The sequence below is a fragment of the Bacillus nitratireducens genome (genome assembly GCF_036320425.1).
Taxonomy (GTDB): domain Bacteria; phylum Bacillota; class Bacilli; order Bacillales; family Bacillaceae_G; genus Bacillus_A; species Bacillus_A nitratireducens.
In genome coordinates this window covers 954,061-972,373 of sequence record NZ_JAUMJO010000001.1, presented here as the reverse complement: position 1 = coordinate 972,373, position 18,313 = coordinate 954,061, and the positions used below count along the sequence as shown (strand labels likewise).

At 37.3% G+C, this 18,313-nt stretch carries 19 protein-coding genes and 2 other annotated features (1 of these 21 cut by a window edge); of the genes, 15 read left to right on the top strand and 4 right to left on the bottom strand.

Annotated elements, in window-relative coordinates; genetic code table 11:
• Positions 1-96 (top strand) — a binding site (T-box leader) (it extends 143 nt beyond the left edge of the window).
• Between the two features lie 42 nt (positions 97-138).
• Positions 139-383: a binding site (T-box leader), on the top strand.
• A 52-nt stretch (positions 384-435) separates the two neighbouring features.
• The 10 genes from trpE (at position 436) to Q3V31_RS05090 (ending at position 9,628) form a co-directional block, all read left to right on the top strand.
• A complete protein-coding gene (trpE, locus tag Q3V31_RS05135; protein ID WP_329762605.1) occupies positions 436-1,854 on the top strand; it encodes an anthranilate synthase component I in 1,419 nt (472 codons plus the stop codon).
• Positions 1,851-2,438: an anthranilate synthase component II gene (locus Q3V31_RS05130; protein WP_000636357.1), complete on the top strand. Its 588-nt coding sequence runs from the start codon at positions 1,851-1,853 to the stop codon at positions 2,436-2,438. The genes trpE and Q3V31_RS05130 overlap by 4 nt, the downstream gene beginning before the upstream one ends.
• Positions 2,435-3,460 carry an anthranilate phosphoribosyltransferase gene (gene trpD, locus Q3V31_RS05125; protein ID WP_001089855.1) on the top strand — a complete coding sequence of 342 codons (1,026 nt, stop codon included), beginning with the start codon at positions 2,435-2,437 and terminating at the stop codon, positions 3,458-3,460. Before Q3V31_RS05130 ends, trpD begins: the two co-directional genes overlap by 4 nt.
• A 1-nt stretch (position 3,461) precedes the next feature.
• Complete coding sequence (gene trpC / locus Q3V31_RS05120; protein ID WP_016128952.1) at positions 3,462-4,223, top strand: indole-3-glycerol phosphate synthase TrpC; 762 nt, start codon at positions 3,462-3,464, stop codon at positions 4,221-4,223.
• Positions 4,220-4,834 (top strand): phosphoribosylanthranilate isomerase, encoded by a 615-nt coding sequence (locus Q3V31_RS05115; RefSeq protein WP_000865130.1) that lies wholly within the window; start codon positions 4,220-4,222, stop codon positions 4,832-4,834. Before trpC ends, Q3V31_RS05115 begins: the two co-directional genes overlap by 4 nt.
• Complete coding sequence (trpB, locus tag Q3V31_RS05110; RefSeq protein ID WP_001105046.1) at positions 4,831-6,024, top strand: tryptophan synthase subunit beta; 1,194 nt, start codon at positions 4,831-4,833, stop codon at positions 6,022-6,024. The genes Q3V31_RS05115 and trpB overlap by 4 nt, the downstream gene beginning before the upstream one ends.
• A 3-nt stretch (positions 6,025-6,027) precedes the next feature.
• On the top strand, positions 6,028-6,804 hold the full coding sequence (gene trpA / locus Q3V31_RS05105) for a tryptophan synthase subunit alpha (protein ID WP_000537843.1): 777 nt from the start codon (positions 6,028-6,030) through the stop codon (positions 6,802-6,804).
• A 74-nt stretch (positions 6,805-6,878) separates the two neighbouring features.
• Entirely contained in the window at positions 6,879-7,238 is a 360-nt protein-coding gene (locus Q3V31_RS05100; protein WP_000946162.1) for a DUF4029 domain-containing protein, read from the top strand.
• A gap of 116 nt (positions 7,239-7,354) precedes the next feature.
• Positions 7,355-8,854 (top strand): L-lactate permease, encoded by a 1,500-nt coding sequence (locus Q3V31_RS05095; protein WP_016128953.1) that lies wholly within the window; start codon positions 7,355-7,357, stop codon positions 8,852-8,854.
• A 90-nt stretch (positions 8,855-8,944) separates the two neighbouring features.
• A complete protein-coding gene (locus Q3V31_RS05090) occupies positions 8,945-9,628 on the top strand; it encodes a DUF2278 family protein (RefSeq protein WP_001128594.1) in 684 nt (227 codons plus the stop codon).
• Between the two features lie 14 nt (positions 9,629-9,642).
• Here Q3V31_RS05090 and Q3V31_RS05085 read toward each other — a convergent pair whose 3' ends face one another.
• Positions 9,643-10,476 carry a hypothetical protein gene (locus tag Q3V31_RS05085; protein WP_329762604.1) on the bottom strand — a complete coding sequence of 278 codons (834 nt, stop codon included), beginning with the start codon at positions 10,474-10,476 and terminating at the stop codon, positions 9,643-9,645.
• A 195-nt stretch (positions 10,477-10,671) separates the two neighbouring features.
• On the opposite strand from Q3V31_RS05085, the gene Q3V31_RS05080 reads away from it, so the two are divergent.
• Positions 10,672-11,457 (top strand): zinc ribbon domain-containing protein, encoded by a 786-nt coding sequence (locus Q3V31_RS05080; protein ID WP_000650069.1) that lies wholly within the window; start codon positions 10,672-10,674, stop codon positions 11,455-11,457.
• A gap of 19 nt (positions 11,458-11,476) precedes the next feature.
• Positions 11,477-12,712 (top strand): TcaA 3rd/4th domain-containing protein, encoded by a 1,236-nt coding sequence (locus tag Q3V31_RS05075; RefSeq protein ID WP_097871582.1) that lies wholly within the window; start codon positions 11,477-11,479, stop codon positions 12,710-12,712.
• Between the two features lie 40 nt (positions 12,713-12,752).
• Here Q3V31_RS05075 and Q3V31_RS05070 read toward each other — a convergent pair whose 3' ends face one another.
• On the bottom strand, positions 12,753-13,181 hold the full coding sequence (locus Q3V31_RS05070; protein WP_000332419.1) for a hypothetical protein: 429 nt from the start codon (positions 13,179-13,181) through the stop codon (positions 12,753-12,755).
• Between the two features lie 198 nt (positions 13,182-13,379).
• Between Q3V31_RS05070 and Q3V31_RS05065 the strand changes: the two genes are divergently transcribed.
• The 3 genes from Q3V31_RS05065 (at position 13,380) to Q3V31_RS05055 (ending at position 16,014) form a co-directional block, all read left to right on the top strand.
• The gene (locus Q3V31_RS05065; protein ID WP_097871584.1) at positions 13,380-14,714 is read left to right on the top strand and encodes an FAD-dependent oxidoreductase; all 1,335 of its coding nucleotides are present in this window, start codon (positions 13,380-13,382) and stop codon (positions 14,712-14,714) included.
• Positions 14,715-14,815: 101 nt separating this feature from the next.
• Positions 14,816-15,304 carry a GNAT family N-acetyltransferase gene (locus tag Q3V31_RS05060; protein ID WP_000259504.1) on the top strand — a complete coding sequence of 163 codons (489 nt, stop codon included), beginning with the start codon at positions 14,816-14,818 and terminating at the stop codon, positions 15,302-15,304.
• Positions 15,305-15,603: 299 nt separating this feature from the next.
• A complete protein-coding gene (locus tag Q3V31_RS05055) occupies positions 15,604-16,014 on the top strand; it encodes a DUF3908 family protein (RefSeq protein WP_000996809.1) in 411 nt (136 codons plus the stop codon).
• Positions 16,015-16,044: 30 nt separating this feature from the next.
• Here Q3V31_RS05055 and Q3V31_RS05050 read toward each other — a convergent pair whose 3' ends face one another.
• Both Q3V31_RS05050 and Q3V31_RS05045 read right to left on the bottom strand, forming a co-directional pair.
• A complete protein-coding gene (locus Q3V31_RS05050; protein WP_000512102.1) occupies positions 16,045-16,635 on the bottom strand; it encodes a class I SAM-dependent methyltransferase in 591 nt (196 codons plus the stop codon).
• A gap of 93 nt (positions 16,636-16,728) precedes the next feature.
• Positions 16,729-18,291 carry a SagB family peptide dehydrogenase gene (locus Q3V31_RS05045; protein ID WP_001182184.1) on the bottom strand — a complete coding sequence of 521 codons (1,563 nt, stop codon included), beginning with the start codon at positions 18,289-18,291 and terminating at the stop codon, positions 16,729-16,731.
• Positions 18,292-18,313: the final 22 nt, after the last annotated feature.

The following is an 18,313-nucleotide window of genomic DNA, read 5'->3' as shown; positions in this document are numbered from 1 at the left end:
CATCGATATAAGAGACACGTATTATTTTTTGATACGGCAAAGTGCGTTACATTCGTAACGAATTAAGGTGGCACCACGGGAGTACCCGTCCTTTCTATAGGATGAGTACTCCCTTTTTGTGTATAAAAAATTAAATAAATGAAATCGTTTAAGTAAGAAGAGTACGTATATTGGAGACGTTACAGAGAGCCGGGAGCAGGTGGGAGCCCGGTACGGTGCCATATACGGAATGGGCTTACGAGAGGTATGCTGAACAATTGTTTTCAGTAGGCAACCCGGGTTCCGCCGTTACAAGGATAAGGTATATATTTTGTACCTGAATAAAGCGGGATGCTTTTGCGTCCAACATGAGGTGGTACCACGGTAAATTTATCGTCCTCTACATATTTCGATATGTAGGGGACTTTTTTTATTTTTCAGAGTGAGGTGAAAGGCATGATGACAAAAGAGGAATTTATGAAGCAAAAAGAACAAGGAAAAACATTTTTAGTAATCGCTGAAGAAGAAGGAGATAGCATTACGCCAATTTCTTTATATAGACGTATGAAGGGTAAGAAAAAGTTTTTACTAGAAAGTTCACAGCTTCATCAAGATAAAGGGCGCTATTCTTACTTAGGGTGTAATCCTTATGGAGAAGTGAAAAGCGTCGGTATAGAAGTAGAAAGAACGATGTATGGGCAAACAGAAAAATTGCAAGGTAACGTATTGCAAGTATTAGAAGAGGTAATCGCACCAGAACAAGTAGAGAGTCCATTTCCGTTTTGCGGAGGAGCGATTGGATATATCGGCTATGACGTAATTCGGCAGTATGAAAATATAGGAGTAGACTTACATGACCCATTAAATATTCCAGAAGTACACGTACTACTGTATCGTGAGTTTATCGTTTACGATCATTTACGCCAAAAGTTGTCGTTTGTATATGTATGCGGGCAAGAAGAGTCAGCTTCTTATGAAGAAGTATACGAAAGATTGCAAAGGTACAAAGAGGATGTGTTAAACGGTGAAGAAGAGAAGGTGAGTGAAGTAATATCATCGTTATCATTTACTTCTTCCATAACGGAAAAAGAGTTTTGCGAAAAGGTAGAAACAGCGAAAGAATACATTCGGGCCGGAGATATTTTCCAAGTTGTATTATCCCAGCGTTTGCAAAGTGAATGTATTGGAGATCCATTTGCATTATACCGGAAACTTCGAATTGCAAATCCATCACCATATATGTTCTATATCGATTTTCAAGGTTACGTCGTTCTCGGTTCTTCGCCAGAAAGTTTACTATCAGTAAGAGACGATAAGGTGATGACAAACCCAATTGCGGGTACGAGGCCGAGAGGGAAAACGAAGCAGGAAGATGAGGAAATCGAAAAAGAACTGTTAGGAAATGAGAAAGAGCGAGCAGAACATATGATGCTTGTGGACCTTGGACGAAACGATATTGGCAGAGTAAGTGAAATTGGCTCTGTGACGATAGACAAATATATGAAAGTAGAAAAATACTCTCACGTTATGCACATTGTATCTGAAATTTACGGAACATTGCGAAAACAAATGAGTGGATTTGATGCATTAGCGTATTGTTTACCAGCTGGTACAGTATCAGGTGCTCCGAAAATAAGGGCGATGGAAATTATTAATACGTTAGAGCATGAGAAAAGAAATGTATATGCCGGAGCTGTTGGATATATTTCATTCTCAGGAAATCTTGATATGGCGCTAGCAATTCGAACGATGGTTGTAAAAGACGAGAAAGCGTACGTTCAGGCAGGAGCGGGTATCGTCTACGATTCAGACCCGGTTGCTGAATATGAAGAAACGTTAAATAAAGCGAGAGCGCTTTTGGAGGTTATGAAATGATTGTACTGATTGATAACTATGATTCCTTCACATATAACTTGTATCAACTATTAGGCGAGTACGAAGAAAACATCGTCGTCGTAAGAAATGATCAAATAACAATTGAACAATTAGAGGAGATGAAGCCGAAAGGAATTGTGCTCTCACCAGGACCAGGGAAACCAGAAGATGCTGGAATTTGTATCGATGTTATTCGTCACTTTTATAAGAACGTTCCTATCTTAGGAATTTGCCTTGGCCATCAAGCAATCATATCCGCATTTGGAGGAGAAATTGTTAGAGCAGAGCGCATTAAACACGGAAAAACATCACGTGTGAAACATAACGGAACGTCAATATTTTCGTACGTTACGCAGCCGCTAACGGCAATGCGTTACCATTCACTTGTCGCAGCGCAAAATGGTTTGCCGCATTGTTTTGACATACTTGCGACAGCGATGGATGACGGAGAAATCATGGCAGTTCGTCACAACTATTATCCGCTCTTCGGATTACAGTTTCACCCAGAATCAATTGCAACAGAAGAAGGCGGAAAATTAATACGTGCCTTTTTAGCAGAAGTGAAAGAGGAGGAGAGAGTATGAACAGTTATCTTCGAAAATTAGTAGAGGGACAACATTTAACAGAAGAAGAAATGTATGAAGCAGGACTTCTTTTATTAAGTGACAACATATTGGAAAGTGAAGTTGCAGCTTTCTTAGTATTGCTGAAAGCGAAAGGCGAAACAGCAGAAGAAATATACGGTCTCGTTCGTGCTCTTCGCGAAAAGGCATTACCGTTTTCAAATCATATAAAAGGCGCGATGGACAATTGCGGAACGGGTGGTGACGGTGCGCAAACATTCAATATTAGTACAACATCGGCATTTGTACTTGCCGGAGCTGGTGTAAAGGTTGCGAAACATGGAAACCGCGCTGTTTCTAGTAAAACAGGAAGTGCTGATTTATTAGAAGAACTCGGTGTAAACATTAGTTGTACGCCAGGTGAAATTGACTACTTATTAGAAAATGTAGGGATTGCCTTCTTATTCGCACCAGCGATGCATCCAGCATTAAGACGCATTATGAAAATAAGAAAAGAATTAAACGTTCCGACGATCTTTAACTTAATTGGCCCTTTAACGAATCCTGTTAACTTAGAAACACAATTTGTCGGCATTTATAAACGAGATATGTTACTACCAGTTGCGCAAGTATTACAGAAACTAGGAAGAAAACAAGCGCTTGTCGTAAACGGAAGTGGCTTTTTAGATGAAGCATCATTACAAGGAGAAAACTGCGTCGCTATTTTAAAAGACAATGAAATAATCGAAATGAGTATTGAGCCTGAAAAATATGGTTTTTCAAGAGTGAAAAATGAAGAAATTAGAGGTGGGAATTCGAAAGAAAATGCAAAGATTACGCTCGGAGTATTAAGCGGAGAAAAGAGTGTCTATCGCGATACTGTTTTATTAAATGCAGGTCTAGCCCTTTTTGCAAATGGAAGAGCAGAAACGATTGAAGAAGGAATTACACTAGCGGCACATAGCATTGACTCTGGAAAAGCATTAGCCAAACTAAACTTATTAATTGCAGCAAGCCATGAAAAATTAGAAAGGGTGAATTAAAATGGGGACGATTTTAGACAAAATTGTAGCGCAAAAGAAAGTAGAAGTTGCGGAGTTATATGAAACATATTCACCAGTGAAAGAAAAAAGAAAAACACACTCACTTGTAAAAGCTTTAGAGCAGTTTACTGTAATCGCAGAGGTAAAGCGAGCGTCTCCATCAAAAGGCTATATTAATTTACACGTTGATGTGCCAAAACAAGTGAAAACATATGAAGAATGCGGTGCTGGAGCAGTTTCGGTTTTAACAGACGGTCAATTTTTTAAAGGATCGTTTCACGACTTACAAACGGCAAGAGCAGAAAGTAACATTCCGCTTTTATGTAAAGATTTTATAATCGATAAAATCCAAATTGATAGAGCGTATGAAGCAGGAGCCGATCTTATTTTATTAATCGTTGCAGCATTGTCAAAAGAGAAATTAAACGAGCTTTATAACTACGTACTAGAAAAAGGATTAGAAGCGATTGTTGAAGTTCATGATGAACAGGAATTAGAAATTGCAATCCGATTAAATCCGCACGTTATTGGAATTAACAACCGTAATTTAAAAACGTTTGAAGTGGATTTAAGCCAAACAGAAAAGCTTGGGAAACGATTAAATGAGGAGAAATTACTTTGGATTAGTGAGAGCGGGATTCATTCAAAGGAAGATATTATTCGCGTCAAACGAGCTGGAGCAAAAGGTGTATTAGTTGGAGAAGCACTTATGACATCATCTTCTATAAGTAACTTTTTCGAAGACTGTAAGGTGAACATATGAAAGTGAAAATTTGCGGCATCACTGATGTTGAAACAGCAAAACATGCTTGCGAATACGGAGCAGATGCAATTGGATTTGTTTTTGCAGAAAGTAAGCGGAAAATCACCCCAGGGCTAGCGAAAGAAATCATTCAGGAGCTTCCAGCAAACGTGTTAAAGGTCGGTGTTTTCGTAAATGAATCAGTAGAAGTGATCCAGAAAATTGCAGATGAGTGTGGGTTAACACATGTGCAACTACATGGGGATGAAGACAATCATCAAATTAGAAGATTGAATATTCCGTCTATAAAGGCGCTCGGAGTGACTTCGGAGGACGATATGAAAAACGCTCAAACATACGAAGTGGATTATATATTGTTTGATAGTCCGAAAGAAAAGTTTCATGGAGGAAATGGAAAGAAATTTTCATGGAAGTTACTTGCACATATGCCAAAAGAGTCGCGAGAGAAAACGATACTAGCTGGCGGATTAAACACCATTAATATAGAAGAAGCCATTCAAACCGTTCAGCCATATATGGTCGATGTGAGTAGCGGAGTAGAGACAGAAGGAAAGAAAGATCTAAAGAAAATAAAACAATTTATTAAAAAAGCGAAGGAGTGTTCCAAATGAACTACGCATATCCAGATGAAAAAGGTCACTACGGTATATACGGGGGGCGATACGTTCCAGAAACGTTAATGCAATCCGTATTAGAGTTAGAAGAAGCATATAAAGAAGCGATGCAAGATGAAGAGTTTCAAAAGGAATTAAATCATTATTTACAAACGTATGTTGGCAGAGAAACACCGCTTTATTTCGCTGAAAATATGACGAAGTATTGCGGCGGTGCAAAAATTTATTTGAAACGTGAAGATTTGAATCATACAGGCGCACATAAAATTAACAATACAATCGGTCAGGCACTTCTTGCCGTACGAATGGGTAAGAAAAAAGTTGTCGCTGAAACAGGAGCAGGACAACACGGAGTTGCAACAGCTACTGTATGTGCCCTACTCGGATTAGAATGCGTGATCTTCATGGGAGAAGAAGATGTGAGACGTCAAAAATTAAACGTGTTCCGAATGGAATTACTTGGAGCAAAGGTAGAAAGCGTAGCGGCAGGTAGCGGCACGTTAAAAGATGCGGTAAACGAGGCGCTTCGTTACTGGGTTTCACACGTGCATGATACGCACTACATTATGGGATCAGTTCTTGGACCGCATCCGTTCCCGCAAATTGTCCGTGATTTCCAAAGTGTAATTGGGAAAGAAACGAAAAAACAATATGAAGCATTAGAAGGGAAATTACCAGAAGCGGTCGTTGCTTGTATTGGTGGTGGTAGTAATGCAATGGGAATGTTTTATCCGTTCGTACACGATGAAGAAGTTGCCCTTTACGGCGTAGAAGCAGCTGGGAAAGGTGTTCATACAGAAAAGCACGCAGCAACTTTAACGAAAGGAAGCGTCGGTGTTTTACACGGATCGATGATGTACCTTCTGCAAAATGAAGAAGGACAAATTCAAGAAGCTCATTCTATTTCAGCAGGACTCGATTACCCGGGTGTGGGGCCAGAACATAGCTTGCTAAAAGACATCGGCCGTGTTTCTTACCACTCAATTACGGACGAAGAAGCGTTAGAAGCATTTCAATTATTAACGAAAAAAGAAGGGATTATCCCAGCATTAGAAAGTTCACATGCTGTTGCATACGCTTTAAAACTAGCGCCGCAAATGAAGCAAGACGAGGGGCTTGTCATTTGTTTATCCGGCCGCGGTGATAAAGATGTAGAGAGTATAAAACGTTATATGGAAGAGGTGTAAAAAATGGGAGTAGAAAAAATTAAAGCAGCGTTTAAAAATGGTAAGAAAGCATTTATTCCGTACGTAATGGGCGGAGATGGTGGACTTGAAAAGTTAAAAGAAAGAATCCGTTTTCTTGATGAAGCAGGAGCAAGCATCATTGAAATCGGTATCCCATTTTCAGATCCAGTCGCAGACGGGCCAACTATTCAAAGGGCAGGGAAACGAGCATTAGATAGCGGTGTAACATTAAAAGGTATTTTTCAAGCATTAATAGAGGTGAGGCAAGAAGTTCAAATTCCATTTGTACTCATGACATATTTAAATCCAGTACTTGCATTTGGGAAAGAACGATTCATCGAGAACTGCCTTGAAGCGGGTGTGGATGGCATAATCGTTCCAGACTTACCGTATGAAGAACAAGAAATTATTATACCACTTCTTCGTGAGGCGAATATAGCTTTAATTCCACTCGTTACCGTTACGAGCCCAATTGAGCGAATTGAAAAAATTACGAGTGAATCAGAGGGATTTGTCTACGCTGTTACAGTAGCAGGTGTAACGGGAGTACGTCAAAACTTTAAAGATGAGATTCATAGTTATTTAGAAAAAGTAAAATCACATACGCATTTACCGGTAGTGGCAGGGTTCGGTATTTCAACGAAGGAACATGTAGAAGAAATGATTACAATATGCGACGGTGTTGTCGTTGGAAGTAAAGTTATTGAGCTTTTAGAAAATGAAAAGCTAGAGGAAATACGTGAGTTAATACAGGCAGTAAAACAAAAAGAAGAGGCATAAGTCTCTTCTTTTTGTTTTGCGTAATAAATGTTAAAATATACAGAAAATACTTATAACTTAGAGGGTGAGAAGGCATGCTAAGACGTAAACTATTATATCTTCTTTTAACTGTACCATTATACGCTTGGCTCATTAGCATGACGAAAATAGAGTTGGTGGCTCTGTTTTTAGGATATGTATTCATCTTTTCCCAATTAAATCGAATACAAGAGCAATCTATTTTAGAAGTATGTATATTTTCGATTAGTATAGAATTATTTAGTATCGTTTCGATTGTGTTATTAAACGAGTTATTTCGGGGGATTTATTCATTTGAATTAATGAAATTTGGAAATATTGTATTGCAAGTAATATGTGCTTATATTGTGTTTGTTGTGCTAGAAAAAATAATCGGACAACAGACGGTTTTTCAGGATAAAAGAAAATGGGAGTGATTCAAAAAAGGAGCCAAACGGCTCTTTTTTTGAATCTGTTGTAAAAACAATTGAAAAATATGACAGCTGTTATATAATAGTTAAAAATTGTATTTTTAATGAAAAGAGATGATAGTATGGCCATATTGTTGGCACTTATCCCGATTATGATGATTTTCATTTGTTTGTTTTTGTTTAAACAAACGTCATTAAGAGCCTCATTAATCTCTTATGCCGTTTCTGTCGGAATCGTTTTACTCTCGCCAACGTTTCAATTAGGGATAAGTGAAACTGTACACGCTACGATTAAAGGTTGGTTGATTTGTTTTATTGTCGGATACGTTTTGTTTTTCGGTATTTTTTTATTTCACCTCATGAACAAAATGGGATACATCGATCAAGTAGCACGATTTCTAGAACAAGTCACACACGATCGCTTATTACAAATGCTTCTAATGTGTTTTGGTATTTGTCCACTTATTGAATCAGTGAGTGGGTTCGGAATTGGTTTTATGGTTGCAGCGCCAATCTTTCTTTCGTTAGGCTATAAACCGTTTCAAGCTGTACTACTTTCGTTTATCGGTCTACTTGCAAGTTCATGGGGCGCGATGGCGACAGGTACGATTATCGGTTCGCAGCTTATTAACATGCCGCTCACAACTCTTGGCACAAATACAGCATTATTAAGCATCCCGATTTTTGCATACTTTATCTTCCTTTCTTTATACGTTGTCGGTGGCTTTCAGGCAGTTATAGAAAAGTGGAAGGAAGGATTCGGTTTCTTTCTATTATTCTCTCTCGGAATCTATCTTTCTAACGCATACGTAAGTGTTGAACTAGCAGGGATATTAAGTTCTATCGTTACCATTACATTTGGTTTTCTTATCATAAAATTAAAAGGGAAAAATGAACAAAACCTTTTAACAGAACATGCGGCGGCTACGGAGAGGGAAGTATCCATTATAAAAATTATTAGCCCTTATATATTTTTAACAGTTTGTATTTTACTATCTCGCCTCGTTCCAGCATTACATGATTTGCTCAGGTCATATGCGGTTCTCGATTTAAAATCATACTCTTACAGACTAGAACTACTATATTCGCCAGGATTTTGGCTCGCCATGACTTGTTTGTTTACAATTATTTTCTTCCGCATTCCATCTAATATTATGAAACAATCACTCTCGCAAACGATAAAACAATGGATTCCTTTCGCTATTACAACGACAATGTTCATTGCAATTTCAGAACTAATGGGGGCATCTGGTATGCATTCATTACTCGCAGAAACAGCTGGTGAAACATTTGGTACGTTTTTCATTTTCGTTGCTCCGTTCATTGGCGGAATCGGCGGCTTTTTAACTGGTAGTAACGCAGGGTCAAATGCAATGTTTATAAAACTGCAAATGCAAACAGCGCAAAACGTAGCACTTCCGTGGCAATACGTCACAACACTTCAAAATACCGCATCATCAGTAGCGACAATCGCTTGCCCATCACGGATTACGCTTGGTGCTTATTTATGTAATATCCCGTATCGTGAAAATGAACTATTAAAGAAGACGACACTAATGATTTTTGGTGCGGTGTTGCTTGTAGTAGTGGAAGTTGTTTTTTGGTATATATTGAGAAATTAAAAATCCTCCTAACATAGGAGGATTTTCTTTATGACTGGATAATGTTTTAAATATGAAAAGCTTCTACTAAATGAATAGGAGATGAAAGAGATGCCCTTAAAAAACTACGGTGTATTAAAAGGTACAGTTATACAATCAAAGATTGGAAAAGGGAAAACACCTCATTATCAAGTTCATTTACAAGGCGAAGCAGAAGTAGATTATCGTATTGCAATTAACGTGAAGTCGCAAAGTTATCCGTCAGAAGTTTTATATTTTGCGAGCAACAATATTCGGTCAGAGGCGATTTATATTTTACCGACATTACCGTTCGGTTTTACGGAAGTGAAAAACAATGAGTCGAAAGTGGCTTTAGATTATGTAAGAGGTAATTTATTTGATTCGAATCAAATGATTCCTTTACCTGCTGAAAAAGCAGGAGTTGATAATGATTTAAATGAAAAAATAGAGCGTTATATAAAGCAAGCGATAGAAGAAAAAGCAATTATTTACGCGTTTGGTGAAAGATGGGGGCCAGAAGAAAATACACCCGATTCTTACTTTCATTTCGAACCAGGAAACGGCATACACGATATTCATATGAATCAAGGGAATGTAGAGAAATGGCAAGGTGATGATGGGATATGGCAAGACGGTGGTTTGCTCATTCATTTTGAGAAGAGGGAAGAGTGGATAGGTATCTTTCTTGCTTTTCAATCGCAATCATGGTGTACCGATGAAGAGGGGCATGCTCGTGTTCCGGTGGAGCATTGTGATCATAAGAAAAATAATTAATGAGAAGAGGGCGTTCAAAAAGAACGCCCTCCTCTTATTTTATAAAACCCAAAACTAACAAGTGTAGAAATACAAGAGAAAAGAAGCGCTACACTAGAAAATGCAATGAGATACATATTATATTTCATAACCTGTCCAATTAGCTGATTACTGTCGTACTGAAGCAGTCCCGCTACTATATTGAATAAAAATAATATGATAAACATGACGATGACGCCGTCTATTGATCCTTTAATGTCTGGTTTACTTAAAGCGATATGTGCGGAAATACAAATGGCGATAAATAAAAATAACCAAAAGGAAGGATTCAATAAATTGTTAAATGTAAATAAGCTTTTCAATAATACAAACGTCGATAGTAGCATGTTTTGGATCATGTCTAAGTTAATAGGAGTCGATGCAACAGTTGTTTCGAGAGTCGTATTAAATAAAGAATATGACTCTGGTACGAAATAGCGCATTAAAAGTATTAAGGCAGTAATACCAGAAATAATAGGGCCAATTCCAATGAAGAAATTCCCAATGCGTTGATATACACTTTTTTGATTGTATTGATGTTGTACGTAGCCTAAAGCACCTTGACTTGTATCTGTTGGGAAAAACTGTGTTGCTACAATTTTATGACGAAATAGTACACACATAATTGCATGTCCAAGTTCATGAATAGGGACACCAATCCACGCAGTTAAAAGGAAGCCTTTCCTACCAAAAGCTCTCGACCAATACATTCGTGTGAGAGATTCTAAATAACCTAATATAAATCCAATTACAATGATGACACCAATTAAAGAAAATAATTGGATCACGCTTGTAAGGAGTGTTTGAAAAATCGAGTTTACAAAATCCACTGTCTTCATCCAATCTTTTAAAAATGTTATTCGCTCTGTTTCATAATAACATTATTTTTCTATATTACTAGCACACATAGTTTCGTTTAAAAGAAGGATTTCATAATCTTTTTCTTGTAGTCATGTTTTATGTCCAAAGTCATATATTGAATTTGTAACACCCTATAAGGTATATGCTTAAGGAGGGATGAGAGAATGAAATGTCCGGCGTGTCATACAGAAAATGCAGTGGAAGCAAAGTTTTGTGGGAATTGTGGACATTCGTTAACGGAAGAAGTAGTGGCAAGTAGTGGCCAAGAAGAAGGGCCAGAATTAGCACGTGTAGCACAAGAAAAGGAAACTCGCCCAAATGAAACAGTAGAGCAAGCGAAACAATTTGCAAGTGGCTATTTTCAGTTCTTTAAAAATGCTTTTAAATCACCATCGGCCGTTATGAAAAGTGGAAATATTGAAGTGCGAAATGGAATTGCAAGCCTTGTACTTATTTGTTTTTTAGGAGCATGTATTTTTTATAGAATGATGAGCGCAGCGGCGACTGTTACGAGGACATTAGTGCCCGATATACCTACTCCTACTTTCTTCGGAGAATCTGTAAAGGTCTTTTTCTTTTTATTAATTTTAACTTTATTTGTCGGATTTCTTATTTTTGTAAGTGGTAAGATGATGCAATCATCTTTTTCATTTCTTGAAGCATTCGGTATATGGGGGACGATAGCGACTCCGGCTATTGCTATATTAGTGCTTTCTTTTCTTTTTAGTTTTTTATTAATCTTTTTCTTACCGATATTACTATCGGTGGCGGTAACTTATATGGGAATTAGTGTAATTGTATCTATAGTGAAATTAGATAACGGTGGATTAGATCTTGTTTACACTCTTCTTATCGCAAATGTTTTCATCGGAATCGCAACATGGATTGTATTTTGGTCTTACATTAACACGATAATTCAAACCTTTACTGGGGGATTCACAGGCTTCTAATGAAAAGGTGGTTGAATGGATGAATGTATGTACTAAGTGCGGAGTTCAGTATGAAGATGGAGTGCAATTTTGCCAAAACTGCGGGCTGAAGAGGGAAAGTCTTGTAGTAAAGAAGAAAATGAGCGGCGGTACAAAAGTTGGCATTACGCTCTTAACATTACTTGTTATAGTAATTGTTGGATTGTATTTGTATGGATCATCGTATTATAAGCAGACAGCACAAGTAGACCGAATGATTACTATTTTACAAGAGAGGGACGGGGAGAAATTAGCTGAGATCATCACGGCAGATGATCCAACCGTTATTGTAACGAGAGAGGGTTTAAAGCCTCTATTTTCATATATAAAAGAAAATCCATCTTACGTGAATGAATTGAAAGAATATTTGAGGCAAGGTGAAAAACAAGGGGATGGAATAGAAAGAGCAGATTTTTCTTTAACGAAAGATGGGAAACATTTCTTTTTATTTGATCGGTATAAATTGAAAGCGAAGACGTATTATACGACTCTGCTTACAAATGAAAAAGGTACATCTTTAAAATTGAACGGAAAAGAAATTGATAAGACAAATGACAAAAAGTTTGAGAAGCAATATGGACCGTTTCTTCCAGGGGCTCAAGTGTTTCAAGCGGAATATAAAAATGACTATGTAAAACTATCACGTGAGGAAAAGGTTGTACTTATGAAACAAAGTCAAAATAATGTAACGGTAGATTTAACGTTGCAAGGGCAATATATTACAGTTCAAACGAATGCGTCTGGTGCAACATTGTACGTGAATCAAAAGCCAGTTACTGCGTTGACTGGAGAAGAAATTACGTGGGGACCGATAGCGACTGATGGAAGTGCGGCGATTTATTTAGAACGAAATGGAGAAAACGGAAGGGAAACGACAAAGGTAGAAACGGTAACGGCACTGTCGGCTTATAATCTTCCATTTCAAAAGAAAAGTATAGAAAAAACAGTTGTTTACAATGTTACTCCGCCGCCTACTACTCATTATGTATATAATGGTTTCATCTTCCCTGATAGTGATATTCGAAAATTAACGAGTGCGGACTTAGCATATTTATCGAAAGAACAGTTGAAAATTGCTAGAAATGAAATATACGCAAGGCATGGACATATGTTTCAAACGAAAGATATGCAAGAGTATTTTTCAAAACAGTCTTGGTACAGAGAAAATCCGTATTTTACAGGAGTGTTAACTAATATTGAATCTTATAATGTTGAACTGATTAAATCAAGAGAATAGAGTGCATGAAAAAGGTACAGTGTATATTACTGTACCTTTTCTATGGTTGTTTAGCTGGGCCAGGATCCCTGGAGAAAAAGATGTGAAAGAGGAATGTGACTTTACTTGCTCCTCCTGATGTACTAGCTTGCACATCAGATAATGCACTAGATGTTAAAACACCTTCAGAACGAGGCGGTACGACTATTTTGAGGACATCATCTGATTCTGATGATGCAGTAACTGTTATTGTATCATCAGATAAGTTCAAAATTTTAACAGTACCGATTGGTAAGATGGACTTGCCAGCGTGTGATGCTGAAGCGAAGCGAGAGCCTTTCCAAATAGTTTGTGCGAAAGTCTCGTCGTTAGATAACCAAGCACGAGCGCTGTATAATGTTGCGTTAATGGAAAATTCTTGGTCAAGCGACACGGCGGGTTTCGGTTCTTGCGGTTCCTCTGGAGTTTGAGCGAGAAGGCCGGCGCACATGTATGTTTCACCTACTTTCGATAGTTACTGTTATAGCATATTAAACATCTTGTTTATAAGACACGACGGATACCTATTAAGGCATAGTTTTATGCACCAAACTTGTAGATTAAATTCTTTTTCTTTACAATTTAAGTAGGTGTTATTTCTGTAAAATATGGAAATCGTAAAGAGTATGTAAAAAGAAGGAGTGGTAAAGTGAACTATGTCATTATTGGTGGGGATGCAGCTGGTATGAGTGCAGCAATGCAAATTGTTAGAAATGATGCAACTGCAAATGTTGTAACGTTAGAAAAAGGTGAAATCTATTCATACGCTCAGTGCGGATTACCGTATGTGATTAGTGGTGTTATCGCCTCTACTGGAAAGTTAATTGCACGCGATGTAAAGACGTTTCGTGATAAATATGGAATTGATGCGAAAGTGCGTCATGAAGTAACGAAAGTAGATACGGAAAAGAAAATTGTGTATGCAGTACATACGAAGACGAAAGATGTATTTGAATTTTCATATGACCGTTTATTAATTGCAACTGGTGTACGCCCTGTTATGCCGGATTGGGAAGGTAAAGATTTACAAGGTGTTCACCTTTTAAAAACAATTCCGGACGCTGAGCGCATATTAAGTACACTTGAAACGAATAAAGTTGAAGATGTGACAATTATTGGCGGCGGTGCAATTGGTCTAGAGATGGCAGAAACATTTGTAGAACTTGGTAAGAAAGTAAGAATGATTGAGCGAAACGATCATATTGGCACAATTTATGATGCCGATATGGCGGAATATATACATAAAGAGGCAGACAAACATAATATTGAAATTTTAACAAATGAGAATGTAAAAGCGTTTAAAGGAAAAGCAAGAGTAGAACAACTGGAGACGGATAAAGGGACCTATAAAGCAGATCTTATTTTAGTATCTGTCGGTGTACAGCCAAATACTGATTTTCTTGAGGGGACAAATATACGTAAAAATCATAAAGGGGCAATTGAGGTAAATGCATATATGCAAACGAATGTGCAAGACGTATATGCAGCTGGTGATTGCGCCACACATTATCATGTTATAAAGGAAATTCATGATCATATCCCGCTCGGAACGACTGCCAATAAACAAGGGCGACTTGCCGGACTCAATATGGTTGATAAACGAAGAGCATTTAAAGGTACGTTAGGTACAGGCATTATTAAATTTATGGATTTGACGCTCGCAAGAACAGGCTTAAATGAAAAAGAAGCAAAAGGGCTACATATCCCGTATAAAACAGTCAAAGTAGACTCCACAAATATGGCGGGCTATTATCCAAATGCCAAACCACTTTACTTGAAATTACTATATCGTTCTGACACGAAACAATTGTTAGGCGGTCAAGTAATTGGAGAAGAGGGCGTAGATAAACGTATTGATGTTATCGCAATGGCACTCTTCAATAAAATGAGTATTCACGATTTAGAAGATGTCGACTTAAGTTACGCACCACCATATAACAGCGTTTGGGATCCAATTCAACAAGCGGCAAGGAGAGCGGAATAGCACTTTTTAAGTGCTATTTTTTTCGTTAAAGGGGAGTAATCAATTTTGTCGAATAAAGAGGTTTGGGAAATAGTTACATATAGGGAAGGGGATTTTTAAAAATGGTTGTGGCACTTCAAAAAGTTCAAGAATCAGAAAAAATGATTTTACGTAATTTATATTCACTATATCTACATGACCTCTCTAAATTCACTACTAATATAACGATTGGAGCGGATGGTTTTTTTGAATACGAAGATTTGCATATGTTTTGGGAAAATGATGGAATCACTCCGTATTTTATAAAAGTTGATCATAGTATTGTAGGATTTTTATTACTATTGGAACGTCCATTTTTGGAGAAAGAAAACGACTTTAGTATTAATGATATTTTCATATTGAATCAATATAAGGGAAAAGGAATCGGAAAGAAGGTTATTGAAAATTTGCTAGAAGCGAAACGAGGACAATATTTCGTTATTGAACTTATAAAAAATGTACCAGCTGTTTCTTTTTGGAAGAAAGTATATAGAGAGCTGAAAATTGAATTTGACGAGCAAACACAGCTAATTGATGATGAAGAATGCCTCGTTCAGACGTTTAAAATATAATGAAATAGGTGCCCCTGATATATTACTTTGAAATTTAACTTTATCCCGCTATTTGTGGACAGTAAGACCCCCACCTCAAAATCCAGCGAAAGCGAAGAAGTTAGGTGGGGGATCAACTGCCCGTAAAAGCCCGATTGGTGAGGGCTGATAATCAGTGGGGATGAAGAATCCCCCCACTGATTAAAGTTTCACTTTATTTTGAATATACCGTTCGTCCTTGAAAACATAGTACGTATCGCTTATATTGTCATATAGTATTTATTTTTTAATAAAGCAATGAACGAACCAGGGGGCACAGTATGGCAATTAACATGAATATAATCGAAGAATGGATTGCTGAGTCAAATGCAAGAAACGAAGAAGACTTAGGAAACGTTGTTGAAGAGATGAAAGAAGTATGTGTCGGACTTGATAACGCGACATTAATTTATACGAAAAACGTATTTTGTTTCGGTAAGAAAGTAGAAGTATTGTTCTTCTTCCAAGATCATGTTGTTATCGGACAAGAAAAAGAAGAGTATGTTGAAATTGAGAAACTAAAGTATGATGACATTACAAATAGCAATCTAAAAACAAATGACAAAAATACAACGTTAGAACTAAAGTTTGCTAATGGGAAATCTATCGATTTAGACAGTCTAAATGATAACTACGGTACGAAAAACTGGTTATTTGCAAGACAAATTAAGAGTATCTTTAAATTAATCTAGTGAAAAAGCAGGCCTTGAGAGGTCTGCTTTTTATTTATTTCCTATTATGCAAAGGCAACCTCTTTCTTCATAACATTTCACGCTTGTAAATCCTGTATTATAAAATAGGTTTATTAATTCTTCAGTCGTATTACATTTCTCCATATGATATTGAATTTTGAAAGTTTCAGCCACTAATAAAAAGGATCCGTTCGGTTGTAGGACGCGAAATACTTCTTTTATATCTTGTTCCACATCAGGCCAAAAGTAGTGTGTTTGAAAAGCGGTAATGAGATCGAAGAAGTTCGCATGATGTGGAATAGAAGAGACGCTTGCTTTTTGAACAGTTACTTTTTGTGTTTGTACATCTTTCATATTCGTATGTATAGAATCTTTCACAGCTTGATCGGAGTAATCAATTCCATATATTTTCCCAAACGGAGTTAGTTTCGAAAGCGTATGTATTGTTTTACCACCCCCACAACCAATATCTAAAATAACTGCATCTTCACGTATATGTATTTTTTGTAAAGCCCAATTTGTTAGTCTCGTATGTGCAGAGTTCATAATACAAAGCATTGAGGAACCGATTGTTCCACGAGGATTTTTCGCTTGTTTGATTAAACGTTGTAAAATGCCCAATTTAAACGCTCCTTTTTATGTAAGAATATATACTCATTTCGCTTTTAATAATGTAACTCCTCTAAAAAAAGCACGCCATCAACCGGCGTGCTTCTAATTATACAAATACCCTTTTAGCCAATTCCGCGCTCGATATGCCCCAACAGGAATTTGAATGAGAGACGTTTCATTTCCAGCATCTATCCCGTACAACTGATCACATGAATTTGTATCAAAACTCAGTAAAGGATGCCCACCCATTCCCATCGCAGTCGCTGCAAAAACGAGTTTATGAACGAGTATACCAGCTTCCATTTGATGAATGCGATATCCTCTATAACCTAATGTATGTGTATAGTAATCTTTATTTCCGATTACATGTAGACAAAGTGGTACTTGAAAAAGATTTACGTTATCCATCGTCATACTAGATTGAAGCGGATGACGAAGGTCTCCGTACCGAATTGGCTGTATGGAATGTGACCTGCTGTTATAAGCGTAAGCGCCGTTTTCTATGTCTTTTACGTTATAAAAACATCCGTATAGTGAGACTCGTGCGTTTTCATTTACATACTTGCCATCAAGGTCGTTGTAATAAGGGAAGGAGAGGCTCGCTTCTTGTAGTAAAGTAGCGAGCTCGGCTGCATCCCATTTCGTTAAAATGAAGTCAGAATCAGGTGAATATCGTTTTTTACAAAGATGTAAGAAATCATAGGATAAACGTTCCACTTTAGGTAGCTGTACAGCGTGTGCACTGTATTGCTGTCGATTTTCTTGAGTTAATGTTTGGAAGTGTTCTGTCGATTCAATCATAGAAGCTGCGTTAACTTTTGTTATCATCGGATATTCATCTACATGCTTTGAGCGAACGAAATGCTCATGTGTTAAAGGCGGGATTTGCTGCAACAAGTCATGAGAAGTAATAGTTTTATTTTCGTGATGATTATCGTGAAACCAATCTGTATTCGGTTCTGTACTTAAAGGAATAACAGCATACACACTTTCTTCACCTTCTGACAGTCCAAGTAAATGATTCATTGCCCGGTCTAGAAATTGAAAATATACACCATTGGTATAACCGAATTGTTTTGCGCATTCAAGTAATTGCCCGATTAGAACACCACTATCTAACCCTTGAAGCCGGTATGAAAAGTTATTGTATTTAAAGAAGTTTTTCCAAAACATAGTGGATACGAATACTGCTCCAAAACAAGAATGTATGTTACAACGATTGCCGAGTGCTTCTGTAAGATAAGAATCAAAATTTCCTTCACGAAGTAAGATAAGACGGTGATGCGCGGCGTCATAATGATAAATGCCGTCTGGATAATGATCAATTTTTAAATATATATATAATTCATTTGGATATAAAGCACCCCCAGAAGGGATGAATCTTCGAAATAGAGTCGTTGTTTTATTATTTTCTAGGTTAGTAGTAGGCTGACATAATTGTGTTAAACCAAATGAGTACCAAAGATAATGACCGATTTCCTCTAAGTTAGGTTTAGTAGAAGAATTCCGCAAAGTTAATGGGATTTCTAAAGAGAGAGGGATTACTGGTAAATTTCGATATAATTTATAAGGAAGTGGTGCGTCTTCCCAGTCAATCTCTTTATCGGACGACATAATTTCATTAATAGAAAAATGGAGATGATGTAAAAAAGTATCAGGTTGCATCAAATTTCCCCCTCGCTATGAA